This is a genomic window from uncultured Parvibaculum sp., from assembly GCF_963975745.1.
Lineage (GTDB): Bacteria > Pseudomonadota > Alphaproteobacteria > Parvibaculales > Parvibaculaceae > Parvibaculum.
Genome location: NZ_CAXBIB010000016.1, coordinates 12,521 through 25,303, shown reverse-complemented (window position 1 = coordinate 25,303; position 12,783 = coordinate 12,521). Strand labels below are relative to the sequence as shown.

Annotated in this window: 12 protein-coding genes and 1 tRNA gene; 6 read left to right on the top strand and 7 right to left on the bottom strand. The window is 66.0% G+C overall.

What is annotated here, in order from left to right:
• Positions 1–9: 9 nt before the first annotated feature.
• The gene (locus AAC071_RS12950; RefSeq protein WP_339833105.1) at positions 10–750 is read right to left on the bottom strand and encodes a Sir2 family NAD-dependent protein deacetylase; all 741 of its coding nucleotides are present in this window, start codon (positions 748–750) and stop codon (positions 10–12) included.
• A gap of 74 nt (positions 751–824) precedes the next feature.
• Here AAC071_RS12950 and AAC071_RS12945 point away from each other — a divergent pair, with 74 nt between their 5' ends.
• Both AAC071_RS12945 and AAC071_RS12940 read left to right on the top strand, forming a co-directional pair.
• A complete protein-coding gene (locus AAC071_RS12945; protein ID WP_339833104.1) occupies positions 825–1,244 on the top strand; it encodes a VOC family protein in 420 nt (139 codons plus the stop codon).
• A gap of 25 nt (positions 1,245–1,269) precedes the next feature.
• Positions 1,270–1,701, top strand: coding sequence for a hypothetical protein (locus AAC071_RS12940; RefSeq protein ID WP_339833103.1), 432 nt, complete (start codon positions 1,270–1,272; stop codon positions 1,699–1,701).
• 53 nt (positions 1,702–1,754) lie between these two features.
• Here the strand turns inward: AAC071_RS12940 and AAC071_RS12935 are convergent.
• Positions 1,755–1,829: transfer RNA gene (locus AAC071_RS12935), tRNA-Glu, on the bottom strand.
• A gap of 332 nt (positions 1,830–2,161) precedes the next feature.
• On the opposite strand from AAC071_RS12935, the gene AAC071_RS12930 reads away from it, so the two are divergent.
• The 3 genes from AAC071_RS12930 to AAC071_RS12920 are packed head-to-tail and all read left to right on the top strand — an operon-like array spanning position 2,162 to position 4,367.
• Complete coding sequence (locus AAC071_RS12930) at positions 2,162–2,593, top strand: dTDP-4-dehydrorhamnose 3,5-epimerase family protein (RefSeq protein ID WP_339833101.1); 432 nt, start codon at positions 2,162–2,164, stop codon at positions 2,591–2,593.
• Positions 2,590–3,528, top strand: coding sequence for a Gfo/Idh/MocA family oxidoreductase (locus AAC071_RS12925; RefSeq protein ID WP_339833100.1), 939 nt, complete (start codon positions 2,590–2,592; stop codon positions 3,526–3,528). Before AAC071_RS12930 ends, AAC071_RS12925 begins: the two co-directional genes overlap by 4 nt.
• Complete coding sequence (locus AAC071_RS12920; RefSeq protein WP_339833099.1) at positions 3,510–4,367, top strand: glycosyltransferase family A protein; 858 nt, start codon at positions 3,510–3,512, stop codon at positions 4,365–4,367. Before AAC071_RS12925 ends, AAC071_RS12920 begins: the two co-directional genes overlap by 19 nt.
• Here AAC071_RS12920 and recJ read toward each other — a convergent pair.
• From recJ to AAC071_RS12895, 5 genes are all read right to left on the bottom strand, one after another.
• Positions 4,357–6,162 (bottom strand): single-stranded-DNA-specific exonuclease RecJ, encoded by a 1,806-nt coding sequence (gene recJ / locus AAC071_RS12915; protein WP_339833098.1) that lies wholly within the window; start codon positions 6,160–6,162, stop codon positions 4,357–4,359. The two genes, AAC071_RS12920 and recJ, sit on opposite strands and share 11 nt — an antisense overlap.
• A gap of 91 nt (positions 6,163–6,253) precedes the next feature.
• On the bottom strand, positions 6,254–7,228 hold the full coding sequence (glpX, locus tag AAC071_RS12910) for a class II fructose-bisphosphatase (protein ID WP_339833097.1): 975 nt from the start codon (positions 7,226–7,228) through the stop codon (positions 6,254–6,256).
• A 67-nt stretch (positions 7,229–7,295) separates the two neighbouring features.
• Positions 7,296–8,603: a homoserine dehydrogenase gene (locus tag AAC071_RS12905; RefSeq protein WP_339833095.1), complete on the bottom strand. Its 1,308-nt coding sequence runs from the start codon at positions 8,601–8,603 to the stop codon at positions 7,296–7,298.
• Positions 8,600–9,865 carry an LL-diaminopimelate aminotransferase gene (locus AAC071_RS12900; RefSeq protein WP_339833093.1) on the bottom strand — a complete coding sequence of 422 codons (1,266 nt, stop codon included), beginning with the start codon at positions 9,863–9,865 and terminating at the stop codon, positions 8,600–8,602. Before AAC071_RS12900 ends, AAC071_RS12905 begins: the two co-directional genes overlap by 4 nt.
• A 135-nt stretch (positions 9,866–10,000) precedes the next feature.
• The gene (locus AAC071_RS12895; protein ID WP_339833092.1) at positions 10,001–10,624 is read right to left on the bottom strand and encodes a hypothetical protein; all 624 of its coding nucleotides are present in this window, start codon (positions 10,622–10,624) and stop codon (positions 10,001–10,003) included.
• Between the two features lie 188 nt (positions 10,625–10,812).
• On the opposite strand from AAC071_RS12895, the gene phaC reads away from it, so the two are divergent.
• Positions 10,813–12,702, top strand: coding sequence for a class I poly(R)-hydroxyalkanoic acid synthase (gene phaC / locus AAC071_RS12890; protein WP_339833091.1), 1,890 nt, complete (start codon positions 10,813–10,815; stop codon positions 12,700–12,702).
• The last annotated feature ends 81 nt before the right edge of the window (positions 12,703–12,783 follow it).

Here is a 12,783-nt window from a genome sequence, read left to right as displayed (position 1 = left end):
GGTCGCGGGCTAATTCAGCATCGCGACCGGCGCCAGCGTCGCTCCGATCTCGTCATGAATTACAAGATCGGCGATCTCGTCGAGCGGCGTCGGCTCGCGGTTGAGAATGGCCAGCGTCGCGCCGTTGCGCCGGGCAAGAATCGGAAAGCCGGCTGCCGGATAGACCTGCAGCGACGACCCGATGGCCAGGAACAGATCGCAGCCCAGTGTCGCCTCCTCGGCCCGGCGCATTTCTTCTTCCGGCATCGCCTGGCCGAAGGAAATCGTCGCCGACTTGACGATGCCGCGGCATGAGCGGCAGACCGGCGCGGCCGGCGATGCGTCATAGATCGCCTTCACCTCATGCAACTCGTGCCGCTCGCCGCAATCGAGGCATTTCGCATAGGTGCCGTTGCCATGCAGCTCGATGATCCGCTCGGGCGGCACGCCGGAATTCTGATGCAGATTGTCGATGTTCTGCGTGATGACATGGCTGACCTTGCCCATGTCCACCAGCTTGGCGATGGCCATGTGGCCCTTGTTGGGTTCGGCCGTCACGATGGTCTTGTCGATCTCGAATTTCCGCCGCCACGCTTCCCGCCGCAGCTCCTCGGAGCGGATGAAATCGGCGAAGTCGATCGGCGCCATTTTCGTCCACAACCCGCCGGGGCTGCGGAAGTCGGGAATGCCCGATTCCGTGCTGATCCCGGCACCGGTGAACACCACCACGCGATACGCGTCTTCGATAGCCCGTTTCAGTTGCTGCGTCATGCCGCGTCCGTTTTGACCTTCTTCCGCCGATATCGGATGATGGCCGAAACCCCCTCACCCGGCAAAGGCGTGACATGAAATATCTGCACACGATGGTCCGTGTCAGCGATCTCGACAAGTCGCTCGACTTCTATTGCAACAAGCTCGGTCTCGAAAATCTCGGCCGCTTCGACATCGAGGCCGGCCGCTTCAGCCTGGTCTTCCTGGCGGCGCCCGGCCAGAAGGACGCCCAGGTCGAACTGACCTGGAACTGGGATCCGGAAGAACTGGACGAGGGCCGCAATTTCGGCCATCTGGCCTATCAGGTCGAGAATATCTATACGACCTGCGACCGGCTGATGAAGGCCGGCGTCACCATCAACCGCCCGCCCCGCGACGGCCGCATGGCCTTTGTGCGCTCGCCGGACAATATCTCGATCGAGTTGCTGCAGCAGGGAAAACCGCTCGATCCGGCCGAACCCTGGGCCTCGATGGAGAATATCGGGCATTGGTAGGCCCGATCGTGCTAGGCTTTCGGCCATGACACGCTGGAGCCGCATGACCGCCCTGTCGGCGCTGTTGCTGTTCGGCCTGGCGGCCGCCCCGCTGGCGGCCGACCCCTACCTCCATGACGACCCCAATCTGCCCTTCCATCAAGGACTGGACGACAGCATGGGGCCCGGGCTTTCCGCCTTGCCGCGCTATGTTTCGCCCGAATGCTGCCAGCCCGGCCGTGGCTCGATCGACTCGATGGAATACAAGCGCCTCGAAGCGGCCCGGCTCGAAGCCGAGCGCCGCGCCGCCTATGGCAGCGACAGCGCCCGCGAGCGGCCGGACAATTGCCGCATGGTGATGATGGATGCGCCCGACTCATTCGGCCGCATGACCCAGTGGCGCGTCGACGAATGTCTGGACGAAGCCGGCCAGCCTTATATCCGGCCCGGCAGCCAGTATAATTACGGCCGCTACTGAGCCCCGGCCGGACGGGCCGGCGCGGGCATGCGCGAAATCGATGACAGGGGAAATGGTACGCCCTAGGGGAGTCGAACCCCTCTTTCCAGAATGAAAATCTGGCGTCCTAACCGATAGACGAAGGGCGCACGGGAGGCCGGCGCGGGACGGCCCGGAGGCCGACCATGAGCGCGCCTTATAAGGGGCCGAGGCGCGGCTGGCAACCCCCCGAAACCGCACCGCACGGCCGCCGGCGGCCGATCAGGCGCGGCGTGCGCCCGGTTCCGGAATCATGCGGGAAACTCGGGATTTTGAACTAGGTTAGTCACGAAACGACAGACTGTAGACTGCGTGCCATGATCGATTCGCATGACCTGCCTGTGGGCGTACTGCTGGCCCCCATCCGCCGGATTGCCGACACGCGCGGCGATCTGATGGAGATCTTTCGCGCCTCCTGGGCGACCAATGTCGAACCGGTGCAGTGGAACGTGGTTCACAGCAACACCGGTACGCTGCGCGGCGTCCATGTGCATGTCCGGCATGCCGATTATCTGGTCGTGATCTCGGGCCGCATGCTGCTCGGTCTCAAGGACATCCGTTCCGATTCGCCGACCCGGGGCCGCGCGACCTTCGTGGAACTGACGCCGGCAACCCGGTCGGCGTCACGATTCCGACCGGCGTCTGCCACGGCTTCTATTTCCCCGAACCCTCCATACTTGTCTATTCGGTCACCAGCTACTGGTCGCCCGACGACGAACTCGGTTGCGCCTGGAACGCGCCGGAACTGGGCCTCGACTGGCCCGTCCGGAATCCGGTCCTGTCGCCGCGCGACCGGACAGCCGGCAGCTACCAGCAAATGCTCGATGAATATCTGGCCGCCAGTGCGTTGCTGGCGGATGCCCATCCGGCATGACCGGTGGCGCAATGCATCTCGGGCTTGTCGGCGTCGGCGACTGGGGCCGGCACATCCTGCGCGACCTGAAGGCGCTGGGTGCGGAGGTCCATGCGGTCGCACGTTCGGACGCCTCGATCGCCCGCGCCCGGGCCGGCGGCGCCGCCGCCATTGTCGCAACGGCCGACGCCCTGCCCGACTGCAGCGGCTATATCGTCGCCTCCGACACGACAGCGCATCTCGATGCCGTGGAGCAGTTGCTGCCACGCGGCCGGCCGATCTATGTCGAAAAGCCGCTGGCGTCCGACCTCGAACGAATCCGCCGCCTCCCCGACGCCGCGCGCGACCTCGTCTTCACGATGCACAAATGGCGCTACCACCCCGGCATCGTCGAACTGGCGCGGATCGCCGCCACGCAGGAATTCGGCCCGGTGATCGGCCTGCGCAGTTTCCGCATGGGCTGGGAGAACCATCACCGCGATGTCGATGCCGTCTGGGTGCTGCTGCCGCACGACATGTCGATCGCGCTGCATCTGCTGGGCGAAGTTCCGGCCGCCATTGCCGCCTGGAAGGATCCGACCGTCGCCGGGCAGGACGGTCTGATCGCCCATTGCCGGACGGCCGGCGGCGTTCCGGTCGTGATCGAGGTGTCGGCCGGCAAGCCCAACAAGCATCGCGCGGTCGTGCTGGCCTGCCGCGACGCGGTCTGCGAACTCGACGACACGCAATATGACCGCATCGTCATTCGCCGCCGCAACACGCTGCAGGCCGACCCGTTCGAGGAACGCCAGGTGGCCGCCGACATGCCGCTCAAGGCCGAGATCGCGGCCTTCCTCCATCATCTGCGTGGCGGACCCGCACCTTTCACGGCACTGGGCGACGAAACGGCGATCGTCGCCGCGATTTCGCAACTCCGCCAGCTCGCCTTCGGTGCGTCATGCGCTTTACCGTCCTGATTCCGACATACAGCAACGGACCGATGATCCGTTGCGCGATCCGCAGCGTGCTGCGCCAGACCGAGCGGGATCTCGAACTCTTCGTGGTCTCCGACGGCGCACCCGAAGCCACGCACAGGATCGTCGAACGCTTTTCTGCCCGCGATCCCCGCATTCGTCTTTTCAAGTTCGAAAAGGGCGCGCGCCACGGCGAAGCCTGGCGCCATGACGCGCTCATGGAAGCAACCGGCGACGCCGTCTGCTATCTCAGCGACGACGATTTCTGGTTTCCCGACCACCTGGCAACAATGGGCCGGACGCTGCGCCATGCCGACTTCGCGCATACGCGTCATGCAGTCATTTCGCAATCCGGCCGCGTCACCGCCTATCCGGGCGACCTGGCCGATGCTGAATTGCGGCGGCGCATGATCGAGACGCCTTACAACATATTCGGCCTCTCCTTTGCCGGTCATCGCCTCGATGCCTATCGGCGATTGCCTGTCGGCTGGGCACCGGCGCCGGACGGCGTCTGGACCGACCTGCATATGTGGCGCAAATGGCTGACCGCCTATGGCATGCGCCTGGCCTCCTGTCCGGTCGTCACCGGCCTCAACCTGCCGGCGGTCCACCGACCGGGCATGTCGGCGGCGGACCGGCTGGCCGAACAGCAGAACTGGTTCGAGATCTTTTCCGATCCCTGCATGCCTGAAGCGCTGCGCAAGGTGATACCCGGCGACGGCGAAGCCGTGACGATCGCCAGGGCGGTCGTGGTGGCGCGCGAAATGCGGCGATACAGGAACGCGCCGATGCGCCTTGTCGAACAGATGTTCGAACGGCTGAAACGCCTTTTCAGGGCATAGCGTCGCGCGTCGGTACCGCATCCTCCAGCGTCAACTGCACGTCGCGTTTGCCCTGCCAGTCATCGGCGGTCAGTCGCCCGGCGACATGCAGCAAGCCGCTGCCCCGGTCCATCAGCGTCTGACCGAGCGGGGTTTCGGCGGCACGGAAGGCGATCGCCTTCAGCCGCCCGCCATCCTCGCCGCTGAGAATGCAGCGCACATGCGCCTTGCCGACGATATCGGCCCGGACCACACGCACCGCCGGCACGGCAAAACGCGGCTCGGCATTGCCGGCGCCATAGGGCCCGGCCTGCTGGATCAGCTCGTAGAGATCGCGCGTCGCGCCACGCGCCGACAAGGCGCCGTCGAGCCGGAGCGCGCGGGTTTCGGAGGCCGCGGCAACGCTGTCGGCAAGACGCTGCACAAGGAAAGCCTCGAACGCGGCGAGCTTGCCTTCATCGAGCGTCACGCCGGCTGCCATCGCATGGCCGCCGCCATTGATCAGCAACCCGGCTTCGAGCGCCGCCGTCACGGCGCGGCCGAGATCGACGCCCTGGATCGACCGGCCCGAGCCTTTGCCCTCGCCCTTGGCATCGAAGGCGACGACCATGCTCGGCCGGTCGTACTTGTCCTTGAGACGGCTGGCGACGATGCCGATGACGCCGGGATGCCAGCCGCGTGCATGCGCCAGAATGAGCGGCGGCGGCGTGTTGGCCCGCGAGGCCGACAGCCGTGTCTCGACCTGTGCCAGCGCCTCTTCGAGCACCTGCGCCTCGATCGACTGGCGTTCGGCATTCATCACATTGAGTTCTTCGGCAAGAACACGTGCCTCTTCTTCGTCCTCAGTGACCAGCAGCCGCGCGCCGAGATCGGCGCGGCCGACACGCCCGCCCGCATTGACGCGCGGACCGAGCAGAAAACCCAGATGATAGGTCGAGGGCGCGCCGTTCATCCGCGCCACATCGGCCAGCGCCGCAAGCCCGGCATTGCGCCGCCGGCCCATCACGCGCAGCCCTTGCGCCACGAAGGCGCGATTGAGCCCGGTCAGCGGCACGACATCGCAGACCGTCCCCAGCGCCACCAGATCGAGCCATTGCATCAGGTCGGGTTCGTCGCGGCCCGAATAGAAACCGGCCTCGCGCAATGTCCGGTTGATCGCGACGACAAAGAGAAAGGCAACGCCCACGGCCGCCAGCTGGCCGAGTCCGCTCTCGTCGTCGAGACGATTGGGATTGACCAGCGCAAAGGCCGGCGGCAAGGCCGGCTCGGCCTGGTGGTGGTCGATCACGACCGAGGGCAGTCCCGCATCGGCGGCAAGCCCCAGCGCCTTGTGCGCCATGGTGCCGCAATCGACCGTGATGACGAGATCGATGCCTTCCTGCTTGAGCCGCAGCAGCGCCGGCGCATTGGGCCCGTAGCCCTCGCGGATGCGATCGGGAATATAGACGCGCAGCTCGCTGCCGACGGCGCGGAAGAAGCGGTAGAGCAACGCCGAAGAGGTGGCACCGTCGACATCGTAATCGCCGAAGACCGCGACCTTCTCGCCCTCCATGATGGCCTTTGCAACCCGCGCGGCCGCCTTCTCCATATCGGTCACGACGCGCGGATCGGGCATCAGGTTCTTCAGCGACGGCGCCAGATAGGCCGCGCAATCCTCAGGCAGAACGCCGCGCCCCGCCAGCACACGCGCAACGATCTCGGGCAGGCCTTCGCGCTGCGCAATGGCCAGCGCCAGCCGGTCGTCGGCCAGACGGCTGACCCAGGCCCGGCCGGTGGCCGAACGGTCGACGCCGAGAAAGTTGCGGGCTACAGACATGCGGTCCTTGTCCCGTCATGACGATGCGGACGCATTGCAGCGACCGCCGCCGGGCGGCGGATTGCGATGAACCGGTCGCGCCGCACCGGCCCTAGCTGAACTTCTCGATATTCGAATGGAACGAATTGAGACGCCGCACCGTGCCGGTGGCCGAGCGCATCACGATCGTGTGGGTCGTGACGCCGCCATTCACGTGATGCACGCCATCGAGCAGCCAGCCATCGGTGACGCCGGTCGCCGCGAAGATGACATCGCCCGACGCCATCTCGTTCATCGTGAACTTCTTGTTGAAATCCTTGACGCCCATCTTGGCCGCGCGGACCTTCTGTTCCTCGACGGAGGTCACGAGACGGCCCTGCATCTGGCCGCCGATGCAGCGCAGCGCCGCCGCCGCCAGCACACCTTCGGGCGCACCGCCGACACCCATATAGATGTCGACACCGGTCGCCGGATCGGTGGTGGCGATGACGCCGGCAATGTCGCCATCGGTGATCAGCGTCACCCGGGCGCCGGTCTCGCGCACGGCGCGGATCAGCTCGGCATGGCGCGGCCGGTCGAGAATGCAGGCGGTGATGGCCGAAACCTCGATCTTCTTGGCCTTGGCCAGTGCCTTGATATTTTCGGCCGGCGTCGCATCGAGGTCGACCAGACCGTCCGGGAATCCGCCGCCGATCGCGATCTTGTCCATATAGGTGTCAGGCGCATTGAGCAGCGTGCCGCCTTCGGCCGCAGCCAGCACGGCCATCGCATTGGGCATCGCCTTGGCGGTCAGCGTGGTGCCTTCCAGCGGGTCGAGCGCAATGTCGACCTTCGGTCCCTTGCCGGTGCCGACCTTCTCGCCGATATAGAGCATCGGCGCCTCGTCGCGCTCGCCTTCGCCGATCACCACGACACCGTCGATATCGAGCACATTGAGTTCCTTGCGCATCGCGTCGACGGCGGCCTGGTCGGCCGACTTCTCGTCGCCGCGGCCGACCCAGAGCGACGACCGCACCGCCGCACGCTCGGTGACGCGCCCCATCTCCAGCGCCAGCATGCGGTTCAGGTTGGTAATCTTGGTCGCCATCGAAATCCCCTTTCGTGCCCGGCGGTCCGGGCCTCACACAAATGTCGCAAGGCAATCCTCCGCGCGCTCAGCGAAGTTCACCGTCCTCGATCCTCAAGACCAGCGGCGTGCCCGCCACGTCCTCATGTTCTGCCAGATGTGCCCGCGCGCGGGCCATTGTGCCTTCGTCGGTTTCATGCGTCACGAAAACGACGGGCAGACGGCCGCTGCCATCCTTCCGGTCGCCGCGCTGTACGATCCGCTCGATCGAAACCGAGGCCTGTGCCAGCGCCTGCGTGATCGCCGCCATGCTGCCCGCGCGGTCAACCGCACGCACCCGGATATAGAACGACTTTTTATGTGTATCGACAGGCGGTTGCACGAGTTTCTTCAAGCAATCCGCCGGCACGATGAAGGGCGGCAGGATGAGGCCGCGGGCAATGTCGACAATGTCGGAAAGCACCGCCGATGCGGTCGGGCCTTCGCCGGCGCCACGCCCTTCGAGCACCATATGGCCGACCCGGTCGGCATCCACCGCCACCGCATTGTAGACACCCGACACCGCGGCAAGCGGCGTTCCTTCCGGCACCAGCGCCGGATGCACGCGCTGCACGATGCCGCTTTCGAGCTTCTCGGCGATGGCCAGCAGCCGGATCTTGTAGCCGAACTCGCGCGCAAAGGAGATGTCGGTCGCGCTGATCTTCTCGATGCCCTCGATCTGCACCGCGCCGAAATCGACTTCCGTACCGAAGGCAAGACTGGTCAGGATCGCCAGCTTGTGCGCGGCGTCGACCCCGCCGACATCGAAGGAGGGATCGGCCTCGGCATAGCCGAGCGCCTGCGCGTCCTTCAGCACGTCGCCGAAATCGCGCCCCGTCGTCTCCATCTCGGTCAGGATGTAGTTGCAGGTGCCATTGAGAATGCCGTGGATGCTGCGGACCTCGTTGGCCGCCAGCGCCTCGCGCATTGTCTTGACGATCGGAATGCCGCCCGCCACCGCCGCCTCGTAGTTGAGCGCGACGCCTTTCGCTTCGGCCAGCCGCGCGAGGCTCCCGCCATGATGGGCGACCAGCGCCTTGTTGGCGGTGACGACATGCTTGCCCGCGCCAAGCGCCGCCTCGACGAGATCGCGCGCCACGCCCTCCGAACCGCCGATCAGCTCGACAACGACATCGACGTCATCGGCCCGGGCCAGCGCCAGCGGATCGTCTTCCCAGCGGATGCCGGACAGATCGATGCCGCGATCCTTCTTGCGGTCACGCGCCGATACGGCGCTGATCGCGATGGACCGGCCGGTCGCCGCCGACAGATGCGCGCCGCGCGCGGTCAGAATCTTGACCACACCCGCCCCCACCGTGCCGAGGCCGGCAATCCCGAGCCGCAGAACCTCGCTCACGTCCGCCCTGCCCGCGTTGAATTGGGATGCGCCACGACGCTCGACTTGATGCCGACCCGTTCCTCGTATTCGGCGATGATCTGGTCGGCATGGCTCATCATGCGCTTGACGTTGCGCGCCGCCTGCCGGATGCGCTGCTCGTTTTCGACCAGGCCGATGCGCACATGCCCGTCGCCATATTCGCCGAAGCCGATGCCCGGCGCGACCGCGACATCGGCCTGTTCGAGCAGCAGCGTCGCGAAACCGAGCGAGCCGATGTGGCGGAATTTCTCGGGGATCGGCGACCAGGCAAACATGCTGGCCGGCGGCGAGGGAATGTCCCAGCCGGCACGGCCCATGCTGTCGACCAGCACGTCGCGGCGATGCTGATAGGTGGCGCGGATCTCGGCGACGCAGTCCTGCGGTCCGTTGAGCGCGGCCGTCGCCGCCACCTGGATCGGCGTGAAGGCGCCGTAATCGAGATAGGATTTGACGCGGCCCAGCGCATTGATCAGCCGTTCGTTGCCGACCGCAAAGCCCATGCGCCAGCCGGGCATCGCATAGGTCTTCGACAGCGAGGTGAATTCGACCGTGCGCTCGCGTGCCCCCGGCACCTGCAGGATCGAGGGCGGCGGATTGCCGTCGAAATAGATTTCCGAATAGGCGAGATCCGAAATCACGAAAAGATCGTGCTTGGCCGCAAAGGCGATCACCTCGCGATAGAAATCGAGATCGGCGACCTGCGCCGTCGGGTTGGACGGATAGGACACGACCAGCGCCACGGGCTTGGGCACGCTGTGGCGCACGCCGCGCTCCAGCATGTCGAAAAACCCGTCCGCACTCTCGAACGGCACCGAGCGGATGACGGCGCCCGAAATGATGAAGCCGAAGGCATGGATCGGATAGCTGGGATTGGGACAGAGGATCACGTCGCCCGGCGCGGTGATCGCCTGGGCGAGATTGGCCAGCCCCTCCTTCGAACCGAGCGTCGCGATGACCTCGGTCTCGGGATTGAGCGTCACCCCGAAGCGGCGCTGGTAATAGGCCGCCTGCGCCTTGCGCAGGCCCGGAATGCCGCGCGAGGATGAATAGCGATGCGTCTTCGGGTCGCGCACCGCCTCGATCAGCTTCTCGACGATATGCGGCGGCGTCGGCATGTCGGGATTGCCCATGCCGAAATCGATGATGTCCTTGCCCTCGGCGCGCGCCTTGGCCTTGAGCTTGTTGACGCTCTCGAAGACATAGGGCGGCAGACGCTTTATGCGATGAAACTCTTCGCTCATGGCAGCTTCCTGGAGACGCGGACGGGCCCGCAAGGCCGGACACAGGGCGCCCTTATAACGCCAAAGCCGGCCCCGCCAAAGCCCTGCGCGCCGTCGGATAGAGGGAAAATCCGGCCGGAACGTGGCCGGGCGGGCTCAGGGCTGGCTGGCCTGCGTGGCCTGGCCGATCACCGGCTTCACGGTCACCCGCTTGGTCGGTGCCGGCACCACCTCGGGGCCGCCATCGGCCCCGGCGGTCGGCGCGGCCGCAGGCGCCCCGTCCTCGGTCACCACGGCGGCCTCGGCCGGCGTCGCCTCGCGGGCCGCCGTTTCGAGCTTGAACACGGCCGCCATGTCGCGATGCCCGCCCCGCGCCGGCATCGGAATCACCGGCGCATCCTGATAGAGCGATTGCCGGTCGCTTTCGAGCCCGGCCGGAATGTCGTCCAGCGCTGGCAGCGGCGGCGGCAGCGGCCCGGCGCGGCCGGACGAACCGGCGGCAGGCGCGGCCGTGCCGGCCCTGAGCAGCTGGTCGGCATAACGCGCCTGCGCGCGGTCGGCGGTCAGGTCGCCGGCGATCTGTTGCTGGGCCTCGGGCGATGTCGTCTGCGGCGCCGTCTGCGGCACGCTGCGCAGGTCCGGGAAGGTCGCGTCGGGGGCCGCCGCAGCCGGCGTGCCGCCGTAAAGCGCCTGGTCGGTCAGTCCCGAACAGCCCGCCGTCAGCAATCCCGCCAGCAGGACCGTTGCAATCGCCGGTCCCATCTTCGCCTGAGCGGACATCTCTCGAACTCCCTGAATTTGATGGCGCCGCCCGCCTGTCATCCGGCGGACATGCGCAAGCCTATAGTATAGGCTGGGCCAGCGAAAGATTTTGTCGCCCCGGGGCCTGTGACCAAGCGCCCCGCGACCCATATCGATTGCTGGCCCGATCGCTGGACAAAGACCCGAAAAGCCCCCAAGGACCGCAGATGAGCGCCCCAAAAAGCCGCCGCAAGAAGACCGCCCCCCGCGCCGAAACCGCCCCCGCCGAAACCGCAACCGTCAAATCCGCCCCCGAAAAGACGCCCCGGGGCTTCGTGATGCCCGATCCGGGCGCGCTTGCCGTCAACCTGCTGCGCGCCGCGACCCTCGGCCAGAAGGCCGCCCGCCTGCTGGCCCGGCCGGATGATTCGCCCGGCAGCGGCGACCGCCACCTGCACGAGTTCCAGCGCGTCGCCCGCACCCTGATGGCGGTTGCCGGCAGCTACCTGGCCAATCCCGCCCGCCTGGTCGAGGCGCAGCTGTCGCTCTGGCAGGGCTATCTCGATCTCGCCGGTTCGATGACCCGCCGCTTCCTGCTGGGCGAGGATGTCGCCCCGGTCGCCGAGCCGAGCCGCAGCGACAAGCGCTTCCGCGATCCCGACTGGCAGGAGAACATCGTCTTCGACCTGATGAAGCAATCCTATCTCCTGACCGGCAAATGGCTGACCGACCGCATCCGCGCCGCCGAGGGCATCGACCCGCATACGCGCGAACAGGCCGATTTCTATGTCCGCCAGATCGCCAATGCGGTCTCGCCCTCCAACTTCGTCTTCACCAATCCGGAAATCCTGCGCACCACGCTGGCCTCCAACGGCGAGAACCTGGTCGCCGGCATGGAACGCCTGCTCGACGACATCGAGCGCGGCCACGGCCATATCGACATCCAGCAGACCGACATGTCGGCCTTCAGGCTCGGCGAGAACATCGCGACGACACCCGGCAAGGTCGTCTTCCAGAACGAGCTGATGCAGCTCATTCAATACGAGCCCTCGACCGCAAAGGTCCACAAGCGCCCGCTGGTGATCTTCCCGCCCTGGATCAACAAATATTACATCCTCGACCTGACGCCCGAAAAATCCTTCATCAAACATGCGCTCGACAAGGGCTACACGGTCTTCATCGCCAGCTGGGTCAACCCGGACGCGAAGCTCGCCCTGAAGACCTTCGAGGACTACATGATCGAAGGCGTCTATGCGGCACTCGACGCGGTGGAACTTGCGACCGGCGAAAAGGAAGTCAACGCGGTCGGCTATTGCATCGGCGGCACGCTGCTGGCCTGCGCGCTGGCCCACATGGCGGCGCGCGGCGACACCCGCATCACGTCGGCGACCTTCCTGGTCGCCCAGATGGACTTCACCGAGGCCGGCGAACTCAAGGTCTTCATCGACGAGGAACAGATCGCCGACATCGAACGCCAGATGCATCAGGAAGGCGGCTACCTGAAGGGCTCGACCATGGCCTCGACCTTCAACATGCTGCGCTCCAACGACCTGATCTGGAACTATGTCGTCAACAACTACCTGCTCGGCCGCGAGCCGATGCCCTTCGACATCCTGTTCTGGAACGCCGATGCGACGCGCCTGCCGTCCGCCATGCATGTCTTCTATCTGCGCGAATGCTATCTCGAGAACAAGCTCGCCGAAGGCCGCATGAAGCTCGGCGGCGAAACGCTCGACCTCCACAAGGTCAAGGTGCCGGTCTATCTGCAGTCGAGCCGCGAGGACCACATCTCGCCCTACAACTCGGTCTACAAGGCAACGAAACTCTTCGGCGGCCCGGTGCGCTTCATCTGCGCCGGCTCCGGCCACATCGCCGGCGTCATCAACCCGCCCGCGCTGAACAAGTACAACCACTGGCTGAACGACGACCTGCCGGCCACCGCCGCCGAATGGCTCGAAGGCGCGACCGACCACAAGGGCTCATGGTGGCCCGACTGGGAACAATGGCTCTCGGAAAAATCAGGCGAAATGGTCGCGGCGCGCAAACCGGGCGACGGCAAGCTGAAGGTGCTGGAAGACGCACCGGGGTCTTATGTGCTGGTGAAGAGCGAGGATTGAGGGATACGATATCTCCCGGGTTATCCGTTCTTGGCGCGGTGCCGCACAGCGACGCTCCATTTGTTGCATGACGAATTCGCC